The organism is Parapedobacter deserti (genome assembly GCF_042646065.1).
In the GTDB taxonomy this organism is placed as follows: Bacteria; Bacteroidota; Bacteroidia; order Sphingobacteriales; family Sphingobacteriaceae; genus Parapedobacter; species Parapedobacter deserti.
Window position 1 is genome coordinate 111,778 of the sequence record NZ_JBHRTA010000038.1, and the last position, 14,130, is coordinate 125,907.

Sequence of the window (14,130 nt, forward strand, 5' to 3'; positions counted from 1 at the left end):
GCAATATCATAGGTGTTCGCCCCTATGATCTCCCTATGAAATCCCTATAAGATCCCTGTTACCTTCTAATAGATCGGACAAACGATTAGCAAATGGTCCTTAATTTTGGTTTACAGGAAGTGGTGTGGTGCTTAGTGCGTACGTGTGAGCAAGGCGTGGGCTAACGTTTGGAGTGGCGCTTTACGGCTTGCATGCACGCGAATGCGTTCCAGGGCGCGAAAGGAATGTTCAGCATACGCTTGCTTGGTAGCTTCAGCTAGTTTTCTGATACCGAGCTTGTCGTAGATTGATGTCATTTCGTGGACCTTTTTTTCAGGGTTACTGTCGTCGTGGAACCAGTGGTTCAACACAGTTATGGTATCCCTGTCGGCAATTTCAAGTGTTTTCAGCAGTAGAAGTGTTTTTTTGTTGGCGAGGATGTCCCCGCCCCGCTGTTTGCCGAATTGCGCAGGGTCGCCGTATACGTCTAGGATATCGTCCTGCAACTGGAAGGCGATGCCCACATTGACGCCGAAGTCGTAGAGCAGCTGTGCGTCGTTTTCATCCGCATGGCCGAGTATGGCTCCCATCTTTAAGGCGGTGCCGAGTAAAACGGAGGTTTTCAGCCGGATCATCTGCAGGTAATCGTCGATGCCGACCGATTCCCTGCGTTCAAAATCCATATCCAGTTGCTGTCCCTCGCATACTTCGGTTGCCATAGTATTGAATGCTCCCAGGAGCCCGGCAAGCTTGTCGGCAGGGCATTTTGCCAGTTGTGCGTACGCCATGACGAGCAGGTTGTCGCCGGAAAGAATGGCCACGTTGGGATTCCATTTTTCATGTACGGTCTGTTGACCGCGTCGCAAGGGGGCGTTGTCCATGATGTCGTCATGCATCAATGAGAAGTTGTGGAACAGCTCAACCGCCAGGGCTGCGGGCAGCGCCTTGTCTATCTCGTCAATGGAAAACAGGTCGGCCGCCATCAATGTAAGCAATGGACGGATACGCTTACCGCCGATTTGCAGCATATACTGAATGGGGGCATAAAGGTTCTCCGGGGAATCAGGTATATCAATCTCGTTCAGGCCTTGAACTATCCGTTGCTGCAATGTTGTGGTATCGTGCATGGCGTTGCGTAAATTTGCCGCTAATATAGGGTTTGCGACCACTAAATTATCAAAAAAAATGTAGTAGGTTTGACGAAGTATATGGGTTACCATTTGGGGTATAAGCGTATTAACAAGTGAGCGAGTTGCATAAATCTCCCGTACCGGAAGCAGACCTTAGAACCATCAAGGGTATCGCGCTTGGCGATGCCGGGGTTTTGGCAAGGCTTTACAGGGATTATTTTCCGATGGCTTTGCGCATGGTCACGCAGAATAACGGTACAGAAGACGAGGCGAAAGATATTTTTCAGGAGGCGGTGATCGTACTGTATGAAAAGGTTAGGCAGGGTGATTTCAAGCTGAGCAGTGGGCTAAAGACCTATATTTATTCCGTGTGCCGTCGGCTTTGGCTCAAACAGCTGGGCAGTAATGTTCGTACGTTGCATGATGTTAGCAGTTATGAGGAAGTCATTTCTGTAGAGGACGATCTGACCAGGCACCTTGAGATAGACCTGCAACTGTCATTGATGGAGCAGGCATTGGATAAGCTGGGAGAACCATGTCGGACCATCATACATGACTTTTACATATTGAACTTGTCCATGCAGGACATTTGCAACAAATTCGGATACACTAATGCGGACAACGCCAAAAACCAGAAATATAAGTGTCTCCAACGATTGAAAAAATTGTTTTTTACAGCGACGAATAAGTGACGCAGAAATGATGAACGAGCGGGAATTTATGACACAAGCCGACAGGTATTTGAGCGGCGAAATGAACGCAGCCGAACGGTCGGCTTTCGAAAACTATTGCGAAACGGATCCGATTGCCGCTGAACAATTGGAGCAGCATCGGTTGTTTTTAGAGCAGCTAAGGCACCAGGCCGACCGGGCAGCATTCAAAGAGACGTTATCATCCGTGGCGGCAGCATACCATGATAGGCCGGTTCGAGCGGGGGAAACACAACAACAACCCTTGATTGTTGCATTATGGAACCGATTCAAAATCAATTCGCTGGTTGCGGCGAGCGTCGCCATCGTTGCAGTATTCTCCACACTGTGGCTGTCAGGATATTACCAAACCATAGAAAAGACGACGTCTAACTACAGCGCCTTGCGGAGGGACATGAACACAGTGAAAAGAAATGTAAATGCCCAGAATGCGGTAATCCGAAACATCAACGAAAAGCAGAAAGGTGGGGCAGCGAGCCATTTCGGTGCCACGGGATTTTTGGTCGCTTCAAATGGTTACGTGGTGACCAACTACCACGTTGTGAAAGGTGCAGACTCCGTACACCTGCAAAATACCAAAGGCCATTCATATCGGGCAGATGTGATTTACATCGACCCTACACATGATCTAGCTATGTTGCGTATCACCGATAGCGCCTTCCAGGCGTTGAAAAGCATTCCATATACGTTCAAGGAAACCGCTTCAGACCTTGGAGAGGATGTGTACACCATCGGATTCCCCCGCGATGAGATTGTGTATGGGCAGGGGTATTTAAGTTCACGTACCGGCTATGCTGGTGATACCACAGCCTATCAGCTGTCCATTCCGGTCAACCCCGGCAACAGCGGGGGCCCTGTCGTAGACAGCCGGGGGCAGGTCATTGGCATCATCAGTGGTAAACAGACGGGAATTGACGGCGTTTCATTTGCCATTAAAACCGAGGCGCTTTTAAAATCGATTTCGGCAATACCGCCTGATTCGCTGGAGAACAAGCTGGTCATCAACAAAAAAAATATGCTGAATGGGCTAACCCGCACGGAGCAAGTAAAGCGGATTCAAGACTATGTTTATATGGTCAAGGTTTTTTAGGACGGTGTGAAATAACGGAAAGCGGTTGACGCTTTTCAGATCAACCGCTTTTTTTATATGTCCGTTTTGCCATTTATCACGTTATAAATTTGGCTGGGGGGTGGTGCGCAGGTACGGTTTAATGACCTTATGACCTTTGGGAAATTTGGACGGGATTTCTTCTGTCGGGATCGCCGGAACAACGATCACGTCGTCTCCATGTTTCCAATCGGCTGGTGTGGCCACACTATAGTTGTCCGTAAGCTGCAAAGAATCGATAACCCTGATGATTTCTATGAAGTTGCGGCCTGTCGAAGCGGGATAGGTAAGCGTAAGCTTAATCTTCCGGTCCGGTCCGATAATGAATACCGATCGTACTGTAGCCGTAGCAGACGCGTTTGGATGGATCATATCGTAAAGTTCGGATACCTTCCGGTCCTCATCCGCAATCAGCGGAAAATCCACTTCGCAGTTCTGCGTTTCGTTAATATCATTAATCCACCCGATGTGCTGGTCCAGCGGGTCAACACTGACGGCCAGCACTTTGACGTTGCGCTTGTCGAACTCCGCCTTCAAATTGGCTGTGCGGCCTAATTCTGTCGTGCACACCGGCGTGTAGTCGGCGGGATGCGAGAATAGCACGACCCAGCTACCTTCCGTGTAGTCATAGAAATCAATTTCTCCTATTGTCGTCACCGCTTTAAAATTTGGCGCGGTATCACCCAATCGTAGACTCATATTTAGTTCCTCCTTTATGTGACCTGTTTAATCTACAAATTTAGTAGATTTTTAGAAAATTCCAAATTCTGTAACAAAATGTTGTACGCTTACATCTAAAACAGTATGGAAGGAGAATCGTTTGGGGAAATTTCACCCTTCTATCGAAAAAGGGTAATGATCGAGCTTGCGTTCTGGCAGCGTAAGATGACGGGAAAGCAGCCACTCGGTAATGTCTGGGCTAAGAACATACAGACGAAACTCAATAACCTGATTCCCGAGAAAGTTCACCAGGCAATTACATTCACTATTGAAAAGATGGTAAAGGCCGTACTTTTCGGGGCAGGATATACGACATCGCAGCCAAAGGAGTACAGCAGTTTTCAGCTGCGTGAGGCGTACGTGAAGAGGCTTATCGAGACGTATAAAAAAACGGCATCGTTAGAGGGTGCGGTCACCGGGGCGGGGGGCATCCTGATGGGGATGGCAGATTTCCCTGCTTTATTGGCCATCAAGATGAAAATGTTGTTTGATATTGCTGCGATCTACGGTTATGATGTAGGGGAATATAAAGAACGACTTTTTTTGCTTACCGTATTCCAGTTGGCCTTTTCGAGCCATAAACATCGGGCCGAAGTATACGATCGGTTGCGTCATTGGGAGGCATATGCGGAAAGGCTGCCCGATGATATCGATAGTTTTGATTGGCGCACATTTCAGCTGGAATACCGCGACTATATTGATCTGGCCAAAATGGCACAGTTAATACCGGTCATCGGTGCAGCTGTCGGTGCGGTGGTCAACTACCGGCTGGTGCAGCAGCTGGGGACCGCTGTCATGAATTGTTACCGGATGAGGTTGCTGAACGAGAAATAGGTAGCTGAGTATTATTATTACATTACTGCAAAGCCAATGAATCTGGATACGTTAGCAGTCATACGAGCGGGATACAAGCCGGTACAGCCCACTGTGCGGCAGTCGGGTGGATCAGTCGCTTACCTGGAAATGCTGCCTGATCATCGGCTGCAACCTTTTATTCACTGCTATTGGCAGCTCAAAACAAGCGTGCCGCTGGAAAATCCATTCCTTTACCGTGTAGTCGCGGACGGTTGCATCGATATCTTCTTCGAGGCAGATCGACCTGAGAAAAGCTTCGTAATGGGCTTCTGTAAGCAGTACACAGAATTCGAATTGGACAGTGTGTTTAACTATGTCGGTGTTCGGTTTCTGCCTACGATGTTCCCTCAGTTGTTCAAGATCGATGCATCGTCGCTAAGCAACCGCACCGAAGACTTGGAGGCTGTCATTCCTTCCACAGCTCGGTTTGTCGCCGAGCGGTTTGTTCCAGGTTTGCCAACCAGTGCTATTCGGCAACAGCTGGATGACTATTTCCTTCGACATATCGCCCGCACCGATTTTAACCATGACCCCCGTCTATACGGTGCCATAGCCACGATCATGCAGAAATCGGGCGTTTTAACTATAGAAAAGGACATTGATAGCGGTATCAGCCCGCGACAGCTACGGAGACTTTTCGAATACTATATTGGCGATACGGCAAAAACGTTCTCGAAAATAGTGCGTTTCCAAAATATCCTCCGCGCCAAGCCATCAACCCACAGTCTCCGGGAGAATAAACTGTTTTATGATGCGGGGTATTACGATCAGGCGCACTTTATTAAAGCGTTCAAAAGCCTCTACGGGGTGACACCAAGCCGAGCCTTTGGGCGGTAAGTTGTCCGGTTTTTACAATCTTAGGGAACTTGCTTCGTGCAACTTTGCATAACAAAAACAATTCGTTATGCACTATTTGTTCACCTGGCTTGCTGTTCTTTGCTGCGTTGGCATTGCAAGCGCACAAACTGAAACCATTAAAACACGACAGAATATGAAACTAAATGCAGGAATCATCACCGAAAAATTGGCTGAAAGCAAGGCTTTCTACACCGAAACGCTGGGATTTGGAGTAACGTTCGAAAATGAGTTTTATCTCCTATTACATACACCCGGACGCACCGCGGAAATCAGCTTTTTATTGCCTGACCACCCTACGCAGCAACCGTTATTCCGGTCGGCATTTGGCGGTCAGGGTGTCTACCTCACCATCGAAGTAGAGAACGTGGATGAGTTATATGAAGCGGTAAAAGCGAAAGGTGTCCCCATAAAAATTGACTTAAGGGACGAACCATGGGGTGACAGGCACTTTGCCATTGTAGATCCCAACGGCGTTGGGATCGATATCGTTACTTATTCAGGAACGGCGCAGTAAAACTAGCGGATAGGCTGAATTGACCCGTTCGGTATGAAAGATTCTACGATTTAATTGCTGGCAGCTTTACAACAGACGAGCTCTTCGGGGTCAACTAGTTACAGCAGGTAGTTGAATACGCTGAAACGTAGAGCTTTGATGGCAGTACACCGTATGTGTAGCTGAGTTTTCGGCAAAACACTATGCTTGCATAGTGTTTTTCTCTATCTTTGCTTACGTAGGCGATGCATCCGTTTCCAACGGACGGCAATTAAAAAAACCTGCAAATTATGATATTTGAACTCACCGAAGAACACCGAATGATCCGGGATGCTGCCCGTGATTTTGCCCAAAATGCATTGAAACCGGGCGTTATCGAGCGCGATGAGCATCAGGAATTTCCCGCGGCACAAATCAAGAAACTGGGCGAATTGGGCTTTCTGGGGATGATGGTCGACCCCGCGTACAATGGAGCGGGGCTGGATACCGTATCGTACGTAGTGGTCATGGAAGAATTGTCAAAAATAGATGCATCAGCTTCGGTGGTGGTGTCTGTCAACAATTCATTGGTGTGCTATGGCATTGAAAAATATGGTACGGAGGAGCAGAAGCACAACTATCTAAAGCCGTTGGCGGCGGGAGAGCAAATCGGGGCATTCTGCCTTTCGGAGCCTGAGGCAGGATCGGATGCGACATCTCAGCGGACCACAGCAGAGGACAGGGGAGACCATTACCTGCTAAACGGCACCAAAAACTGGATAACCAACGGAAGTACGGCGTCCACTTACCTTGTTATCGCGCAAACGTATCCGGAAAAAGGACATAGTGGTATCAATGCACTCATCGTCGAAAAAGGAATGGAAGGCTTTTCGATAGGGCCTAAAGAAAATAAGTTGGGTATCCGGGGTTCGGATACCCATTCGCTTCATTTTAACGACGTGAAGGTGCCCAAAGAAAACCGGATCGGCCAGGACGGTTTCGGATTCAAGTTTGCAATGAAGACGCTCGAAGGCGGGCGGATCGGTATTGCGGCGCAGGCCCTGGGCATTGCTTCGGGAGCGTATGAACTTGCGCTGAACTATGCGAAAGAGCGCCGAACTTTCGGCAAAATCATTGCGCAGCACCAGGCCATTCAATTCAAGCTGGCTGATATGGCCACGCAGATCGAAGCGGCAAGGCTGCTTTGCCTGAAGGCAGCATGGCTTAAAGACAACGGCCAACCGTATGCCCAAGCAGCGTCCATGGCAAAATTGTATGCCGCTGACGTAGCCATGAAAACTACCGTTGAGGCGGTGCAGATACATGGCGGCTATGGCTACGTGAAGGAGTACCATGTAGAGCGTCTGATGCGTGATGCAAAGATCACCCAGATCTACGAGGGAACTTCGGAAATACAGCGGCTGGTGATTTCCCGGGAGCTGTTGAAAGATTGAGCCCGGTCGCAGGTTTTCGCGCAGCGAACGTGTTCCGCGCGTTCAAATGAGAATTAGCAGCTAATTTCACAAACATATTATCATCAACAATGATTACGATTGGTAATGACCAAGTAGCAGATGCATTGGCTTATGACCGGCTGATAGAAGCGTTACGAGACATGTTTTGTTCGACATATACCATGCCGGTGCGGCACCATCATTTTTATAAGACGGTTGAATCTGTTGAAAACACGGTAATTTTGATGCCCGTATGGAACGATCGCTACTTGGGCATTAAGCAAGTAGTTGTTGCGCCGGCAAACGGAGAGAAAGGGCTTCCCGCCATTCATGCGCATTATATGTTGATGGACGCCGTTACCGGACAGCCGCTGGCACAGCTGAATGCTGCGCAGCTAACCGCGCGGCGTACGGCCTGTACGTCTGCACTGGCGGCATCGTTTTTGGCCCCAAAAGATGCAGAGTCCTTGCTGATCGTAGGAGGAGGAAAGGTGGCGCAGCACTTGGTTCAAGCACACACCGTGATGCGGTCATACCGTCGGATATCGATATGGACGCGCCATGCCGCTAATTCGCAGGACTTTGCAGCGCATCTGGCCACCTTGGGTCACCGGGTGGAGATCGAACGCGACCTCGAAAAAGCAGCTCGTGATGCGGATGTGATTGCCTGCGCTACATTATCTCCGTCGCCGCTTATCCGTGGGGAATGGCTGAAGCCGGGTACCCACCTCGACCTCATCGGTTCGCATACGCCCAACACCAGGGAGGTCGATGACGAAGCTATCAGGAGAAGCACCATCTTTGTGGATTCGCGGGAAGGAGCGCTCCACGAAACGGGAGAGTTGGCTATCCCCATTGCCCAGGGGGTGCTTGACCCCGCGGAGGTGCAAGCCGATATCGCCGAGTTGGTCAAGGGTGTACATCCTGGCAGAACAGATCCCGGAGAAATAACCCTTTTCAAATCGGCAGGACTCGCCGTGGAAGATCTGGCAGCCGCCCTGCTGGTGTATGAGTCGGTGCGCGGTTGAAAAGGTAAAGGTTTATTTTGTCCTAATGATGTTACAAGCGTGCGCAAATCTGGGGCATGAAATGTTAATATCTGACTACCTTTCGTGGTGTATCTTGCTTTATATTTGCCTAAACCCCGTTAGAAACCTTTTGCATTTGATTCGGAGAGGTAATTATTTGATATGAAACATTATTTGCGAACTGCGATTGCTGCATCGATCCTTGCCATCACCGGGCCTGTAACGGCACAGGCTCAGCAAAACAATCATTTAGCCAGTCTTTATGAACAGGCCAGCGAGGTTTCGGGCTTGGTGGTCCAATACGGTCAGGATACGCGGGCGGTCGAGTACTTTTACGGACCAATGGCTTCCGTTCAAGGAAGAGGCGCTGCATATGTACATTCGCCGGAACAATTGGACCGGTTGAGGCGGCTAAATAAGGAATACCTTGATAAGCTGAAAACACTGGATTTCGACCGGTTCAGTATACACGGGCAAGTGGACTACATCCTGCTGAAACGTAAAATCGAGCGGAGTGAAGAAACGCTGGCTGCCGAAAAGGTCGATTACCAAAAGGTTGTCCGATGGATGCCATTTGCCGATTCCATTTATGCATTCGAACGGTTGAGGCGGAAGGGTACTTCGGTAGATGGCGAAGCGGTAGCAAATTCGCTGCATGGAGCGCTCCAGCAATTGACTGAAGCCCAGGCGCTGTTAACAAAGGAAGATGCGCTGGATGCCGCGTTGGCTGACTACGCATCCAGCGCGGTGCTGGATCTGAAGGCACGCCTCAAAAACGCTTTCGATTTTTACAATGGGTACGACCCCCTATTCACGTGGTGGGTGCCCGAACCGTACAACGCATTGGACACGGCACTTGAACGCTACGGGAAGCTTATTTTAAGTAAAAGTGACGCCAAGCCGTTTGACGACGGCAGTAATATTGGCGGAAGGCCAATAGGCCGGGAAGCGTTTGTCAAAGCGCTTCGTGATGATATGATTCCTTATACTCCAGAGGAATTGCTCAAACTGGCGGACCAAGAATTTGCGTGGTGCGAAGCGGAACTGCTGAAGGCCTCGCGTGAGATGGGTTTCGGTGATGACTGGAAAGCGGCGCAGGAAAAGGTTAAAAATAGCTATGTACCACCGGGAAAACAACCTGAGTTGATCATTGAACTGTATAAAGACGCGAATGATTTCATCAAAGGAAAGGATTTGGTAACCATGCCTCCGCTTTCCGAAGAAACTTGGGGCATGTTTATGATGTCACCCGAGCAGCAGTTAGTTAGCCCGTTTTTCCTCGGCGGACGCAACATCATGGTTTCCTATCCGACCAACACGATGAGCCATGACCGGAAGCTGATGAGTATGCGAGGCAACAATCCTTATTTTTCACGGGGTACCGTGCAGCACGAATTGGTGCCTGGTCACCACTTCCAGTACTTCATGAATAGTCGCTACAAGCCCTATCGGGCCGAGGCATTTCGTACACCGTTTTGGACGGAGGGGTGGACGCTCTATTGGGAACTGCTGCTGTACGATCTCGGATTTGCTAAAACTCCGGAAGAACGGATCGGTATGCTGTTTTGGCGGATGCACCGCTGTGCACGAATTACCTTTTCCATCAATTACCATTTGGGCAAATGGACACCGCAGCAGTGCGTCGACTACCTCGTGGACCGCGTTGGGCATGAACCGTCGACGGCACACGGTGAAGTCAAGCGCTCGTTTGAGGCTAACTACGGCCCACTATACCAACTTGCTTATCTCACCGGTGGATTACAGGTCTGGAGCCTGAAAAAAGAACTGGTTGATACCGGCAAGATGACCTATAAGGAGTTTCATGATCAGATTATCAAAGAAAATTACCTGCCCATTGAACTGCTCCGTGCTACGCTGACTAACCAAAAGCTGAACCGCGATTTCCAAAGCAGTTGGAGGTTTTATGCGTTTGACAACTGAACAACTACCATGAATCTGACGATAAATAAAGCCCCTGGAGGCAAATTACAGCCCAGACCATAATGAGCACAGCGGCAAATAACGGGTTCAAATCGTCGTTGAGCCTGATGGATGCCACCATGTTGGTGGCCGGAAGCATGATCGGTTCGGGTATCTTTATTGTCAGCGCGGATATTGCGAGGAATACCGGCGGTGCGGGGTGGCTCATGGCGGTATGGCTGATTACCGGCTTTATGACGCTTACCGCTGCGCTGAGCTATGGCGAGCTAAGCGCAATGTTCCCCAAGGCAGGGGGGCAGTACATTTATCTAAGGGAGGCGTACAATCCGCTGGTCAGTTTTGTATTCGGGTGGACTTTTTTTACCGTTATCCAAACGGCCACAATTGCTGCGGTCGGCGTAGCCTTTGCCAAGTTCACCGCCTATTTGCTTCCGGCACTGGATGAGGACGTGATCGTAATGGATTTGAGTTTCTTACAAATATCATCGGCGCAGCTGGTTTCAATAGTTGTCATCTTGTTGCTTACCGTGGTAAACACCTGGGGCGTCAACAGCGGAAAAGCTGTGCAGACCAGCATCACAGTGGTTAAGATTGTGAGCCTGCTGGGACTGGTGCTTTTTGGTTTTTTTGCGTTCAACAGCGATGTGTGGCGAGCCAATTGGCTCACCGCTGATGCCTGGAACCTACGACGACTGAATTCGGATGGCTCGCTTGCAAATTATACCATGTTCGCTGCGTTGGGTGCCATCGCTGCCGGGATGGTTGGTGCCATATTCAGCAGCGATTCGTGGCACGCATCCTCCTCGGTAGCCGGTGAAATCAAAAATCCGGGCCGCAATGTGGGGCTGAGCCTCGCGTTGGGTACGATCATCGTGACCATCGTGTACCTGCTGACCAACCTCATGTATACGGGAGTACTTACCATGGAACAGATGGCTGCTTCCGATAAAGATCGGGTAGCCATGACCGCTGCTCAGGAGATCTTTGGTCCTATTGGCATCACGATCATTGCCATTATGATCATGGTATCCACGTTTGGCTGCAACAACGGGCTGATTTTGGCTGGGGCAAGGGTTTATTACTCGATGGCGCAGGACGGGCTTTTCTTCCGGAAGGTGGGACAGCTCAACAGGTCTTCGGTTCCTGCCGTAGCGCTATGGCTGCAATGCATTATCGCTTCGCTATGGTGCCTGAGCGGCAAATACGGCGACTTATTAGATATGATTTCCAGCGTGGTTGTCATATTCTATGTGCTCTGTATTATTGGCATATTCAGGTTGCGGAAATCCCGTCCCGAGGCTCCAAGGCCATATAAGGCGTTTGGTTATCCCATATTGCCGCTGGTTTACATCTGCATGGGCTCTGCTTTTATCATATTGATGGTCGTCTACAAGCCGAACTATACCTGGCCAGGAATTATCATCGCTTTGCTGGGTATACCGGTATATTACCTGATACGAAAAAAAGCAATGCCAGTAAATAGTTGATGTATGCAACAGCTGATCCCGGTGAATATGGCGCATAATAAGTGCCGGGGGGAGCTGGAATATGGATTTCGACATAAATTATACAATAAGCAATGAAGTATACGCAAATCAGGTACCGGTGCTTGGTTCATCTGCTCATCTATGGGCTGATGATCATTGGTAAAGCGCATGCCCAAGGGACTGCTGAAGATTATATACGTGCGGCCTCGTTTAGCGAAACAACGCGTAACAAAGTGCATTATACACCTACCAACTTTACCTGGCTGGAAAATGAGGCGAAATTCTGGTATGTAAATAATACACCGGAAGGTAAGCGCTTTATGCTGGTAGATGCAGCCGAGCGCAGAAAAGCGCTGGCCTTCGATCATCACCGGATCGCAGCTACCTTGGCTTCGGCAAGCGGGGAAAAGGTAGACGCTGACAGCCTTCCGTTTAATGTGATCACGTATAGGTCGGCAAATCAGATCGACTTCAATGCTTTTGACAAGGTGTGGAGCGTTAGCTTGACGGATTACCGGGTTACGGATACCGGCAAGAAGCCTGAGCCACCGCGGTGGGGCCGTGGGGGTGGCCGTTACTGGGGAGATCCAGACAGTGATGGGGTACGGGAAACCACCTCTCCAGACAGCAATTGGGTGGCCTATATCAAGAACTACAATGTATACGTACGCCCCCGCGACAAACGCGGTGGTGAAATCCAGCTGAGTTATGATGGGGCGTTGGGGCACGCTTACTCACCGAATATTGCCTGGTCGCCGGATTCCAGGAAGCTTGCCGTGAATAAGGTAAGGCCAAATACCCAGCGGAAGATCTATTTCGTAGAGTCCTCGCCAAGCACCCAACTGCAGCCCATTCTCCAGGAGCGGAATTACCTAAAGCCAGGGGATGCGCTTCCGCAAAATCAACCGGTATTGTTTTTGCTGGATAGCAAGCTGTCTTTTGCGGTCGACCCAGAGCTGATTCCCAACCAATACAGCATATCGCGCCTCGAATGGCGGAAAGACAGCCGTGGCTTTACCTTCGAATACAATCAACGCGGGCATCAGCGATATGAGGTGTTTTCGGTGAATGCCGCCACGGGGGAGGTCTCCTCGTTGATTACCGAAACCAGCAAGACGTTCGTAGATTATAGTGGCAAGAAGTACCGGAAGGATATCAATGACGGCCAGGAAGTCATTTGGGCTTCGGAGCGCGATGGCTGGAACCACCTATACCTTTACGATGGCAAAACCGGGCGCGTTAAGAATCAGATCACCAAAGGTGAATGGGTGGTGCGGGAGGTAGTGCATGTAGATGAAGATAAGCGGTACCTCATTTTCGCGGGAAGCGGTAAGGAGGCCGGTCAAGATCCCTACTTTATCCAATACTACCGCGTCAGCTTCGATGGTTCAGGCTTGGTTCCGCTGACCTTTGAAAACGGAAACCACCGAGCAGTGTTTTCTCCAGACAATTCTATGTTTATCGATACATACTCCCGAGTCGATGCGCCACCGGTATCGGTATTGCGCAGCGCAGCGGACGGCACGGTGTTGCTGGAGTTGGAAAAGGCGGATGACAGCGCCTTACTCGCAACCGGATGGAAATATCCCGAAGTATTCCATGCAAAGGGGCGTGACGGTGTAACGGATATCTGGGGCGTTATCATCCGGCCTTCCAATTTTGATCCCAGCAGGTCGTATCCTGTTATTGAGAACATCTATGCCGGTCCGCAGGGGTCGTTTGTGCCTAAGACTTTCAGTACACAGCAGGGGATGGCTGCATTGGCAGAGCTGGGCTTTATTGTTGTGCAGATCGATGGCATGGGCACGTCCAACCGCTCTAAGGCCTTTCATGATGTTTGCTGGAAAAACCTGAAGGACGCCGGCTTCCCCGATCGCATGCTGTGGATAAAAGCCGCTGCAGCAAAGTACCCGTATATGGATCTGAACCGTGTTGGCATATATGGAACTTCCGCTGGAGGGCAAAACGCAGCCGGCGCTGTGCTGTTTCACCCGGAGTTTTATAAGGTTGCCGTATCATCGTGCGGCTGCCACGACAACCGGATGGACAAGATGTGGTGGAACGAACAGTGGATGGGCTATCCTATCGGCCCGCAATATGCGGAGTGTTCGAATGTGGTCAACGCCCATAAATTGGAAGGCAAGCTGATGCTTATCGTTGGTGAAGTTGACGACAATGTAGATCCCGCGTCGACCATGCAGGTGGTAGATGCGCTCATCAAAGCTAATAAAGACCACGAGCTGGTGGTGTTGCCCGGCGCTGGTCATACTTCAGGGGGCGAATATGGTGAAAAGAAAAGGCGTGACTTTTTTGTAAAGCACCTGCTGGGAGTAGAGCCCCCGGTATGGGAAGGGCAGAAGGCGGTATTCTAGGCGTAAACGTCAACTA

12 protein-coding genes are annotated in these 14,130 nt (G+C 49.9%); 10 read left to right on the plus strand and 2 right to left on the minus strand.

Annotation, left to right across the window (positions count from 1 at the left end):
- Positions 1–131: 131 nt before the first annotated feature.
- Positions 132–1,106 carry a polyprenyl synthetase family protein gene (locus ACFOET_RS13245; protein WP_379023408.1) on the minus strand — a complete coding sequence of 325 codons (975 nt, stop codon included), beginning with the start codon at positions 1,104–1,106 and terminating at the stop codon, positions 132–134.
- 116 nt (positions 1,107–1,222) lie between these two features.
- Here ACFOET_RS13245 and ACFOET_RS13250 point away from each other — a divergent pair, with 116 nt between their 5' ends.
- Complete coding sequence (locus ACFOET_RS13250; protein WP_379023410.1) at positions 1,223–1,801, plus strand: RNA polymerase sigma factor; 579 nt, start codon at positions 1,223–1,225, stop codon at positions 1,799–1,801.
- Positions 1,802–1,808: 7 nt separating this feature from the next.
- Entirely contained in the window at positions 1,809–2,909 is a 1,101-nt protein-coding gene (locus ACFOET_RS13255) for a trypsin-like peptidase domain-containing protein (protein WP_379023412.1), read from the plus strand.
- A gap of 81 nt (positions 2,910–2,990) precedes the next feature.
- Here ACFOET_RS13255 and ACFOET_RS13260 read toward each other — a convergent pair whose 3' ends face one another.
- A complete protein-coding gene (locus ACFOET_RS13260) occupies positions 2,991–3,626 on the minus strand; it encodes a peroxiredoxin (RefSeq protein WP_379023414.1) in 636 nt (211 codons plus the stop codon).
- Positions 3,627–3,731: 105 nt separating this feature from the next.
- Between ACFOET_RS13260 and ACFOET_RS13265 the strand changes: the two genes are divergently transcribed.
- The 8 genes from ACFOET_RS13265 (at position 3,732) to ACFOET_RS13300 (ending at position 14,114) form a co-directional block, all read left to right on the plus strand.
- Positions 3,732–4,481, plus strand: a complete 750-nt coding sequence (locus ACFOET_RS13265) for an EcsC family protein (RefSeq protein ID WP_379023416.1) — start codon at positions 3,732–3,734, stop codon at positions 4,479–4,481.
- Between the two features lie 36 nt (positions 4,482–4,517).
- Positions 4,518–5,339 carry an AraC family transcriptional regulator gene (locus ACFOET_RS13270; protein WP_379023418.1) on the plus strand — a complete coding sequence of 274 codons (822 nt, stop codon included), beginning with the start codon at positions 4,518–4,520 and terminating at the stop codon, positions 5,337–5,339.
- A 154-nt stretch (positions 5,340–5,493) separates the two neighbouring features.
- Complete coding sequence (locus ACFOET_RS13275; RefSeq protein WP_379023420.1) at positions 5,494–5,874, plus strand: VOC family protein; 381 nt, start codon at positions 5,494–5,496, stop codon at positions 5,872–5,874.
- A gap of 269 nt (positions 5,875–6,143) precedes the next feature.
- Entirely contained in the window at positions 6,144–7,286 is a 1,143-nt protein-coding gene (locus ACFOET_RS13280) for an acyl-CoA dehydrogenase (RefSeq protein WP_379023422.1), read from the plus strand.
- A gap of 89 nt (positions 7,287–7,375) precedes the next feature.
- The gene (gene lhpI / locus ACFOET_RS13285; RefSeq protein ID WP_379023424.1) at positions 7,376–8,314 is read left to right on the plus strand and encodes a bifunctional Delta(1)-pyrroline-2-carboxylate/Delta(1)-piperideine-2-carboxylate reductase; all 939 of its coding nucleotides are present in this window, start codon (positions 7,376–7,378) and stop codon (positions 8,312–8,314) included.
- 162 nt (positions 8,315–8,476) lie between these two features.
- Positions 8,477–10,255 carry a DUF885 family protein gene (locus ACFOET_RS13290; RefSeq protein WP_379023426.1) on the plus strand — a complete coding sequence of 593 codons (1,779 nt, stop codon included), beginning with the start codon at positions 8,477–8,479 and terminating at the stop codon, positions 10,253–10,255.
- A gap of 62 nt (positions 10,256–10,317) precedes the next feature.
- Positions 10,318–11,742: an APC family permease gene (locus tag ACFOET_RS13295; protein ID WP_379023428.1), complete on the plus strand. Its 1,425-nt coding sequence runs from the start codon at positions 10,318–10,320 to the stop codon at positions 11,740–11,742.
- Between the two features lie 92 nt (positions 11,743–11,834).
- Entirely contained in the window at positions 11,835–14,114 is a 2,280-nt protein-coding gene (locus tag ACFOET_RS13300) for a S9 family peptidase (protein WP_379023430.1), read from the plus strand.
- The last annotated feature ends 16 nt before the right edge of the window (positions 14,115–14,130 follow it).

What these genes read in the sequence shown, in the direction of transcription:
- ACFOET_RS13245 (WP_379023408.1), bottom strand. Translation starts at nt 1,106, where the DNA reads ATGCACGATACCACAACATTGCAGCAACGGATAGTTCAAGGCCTGAAC.
- ACFOET_RS13255 (WP_379023412.1), top strand. Translation starts at nt 1,809, where the DNA reads ATGATGAACGAGCGGGAATTTATGACACAAGCCGACAGGTATTTGAGC.
- ACFOET_RS13260 (WP_379023414.1), bottom strand. Translation starts at nt 3,626, where the DNA reads ATGAGTCTACGATTGGGTGATACCGCGCCAAATTTTAAAGCGGTGACG.
- ACFOET_RS13265 (WP_379023416.1), top strand. Translation starts at nt 3,732, where the DNA reads ATGGAAGGAGAATCGTTTGGGGAAATTTCACCCTTCTATCGAAAAAGG.
- ACFOET_RS13270 (WP_379023418.1), top strand. Translation starts at nt 4,518, where the DNA reads ATGAATCTGGATACGTTAGCAGTCATACGAGCGGGATACAAGCCGGTA.
- ACFOET_RS13275 (WP_379023420.1), top strand. Translation starts at nt 5,494, where the DNA reads ATGAAACTAAATGCAGGAATCATCACCGAAAAATTGGCTGAAAGCAAG.
- ACFOET_RS13280 (WP_379023422.1), top strand. Translation starts at nt 6,144, where the DNA reads ATGATATTTGAACTCACCGAAGAACACCGAATGATCCGGGATGCTGCC.
- lhpI (WP_379023424.1), top strand. Translation starts at nt 7,376, where the DNA reads ATGATTACGATTGGTAATGACCAAGTAGCAGATGCATTGGCTTATGAC.
- ACFOET_RS13290 (WP_379023426.1), top strand. Translation starts at nt 8,477, where the DNA reads ATGAAACATTATTTGCGAACTGCGATTGCTGCATCGATCCTTGCCATC.
- ACFOET_RS13295 (WP_379023428.1), top strand. Translation starts at nt 10,318, where the DNA reads ATGAGCACAGCGGCAAATAACGGGTTCAAATCGTCGTTGAGCCTGATG.
- ACFOET_RS13300 (WP_379023430.1), top strand. Translation starts at nt 11,835, where the DNA reads ATGAAGTATACGCAAATCAGGTACCGGTGCTTGGTTCATCTGCTCATC.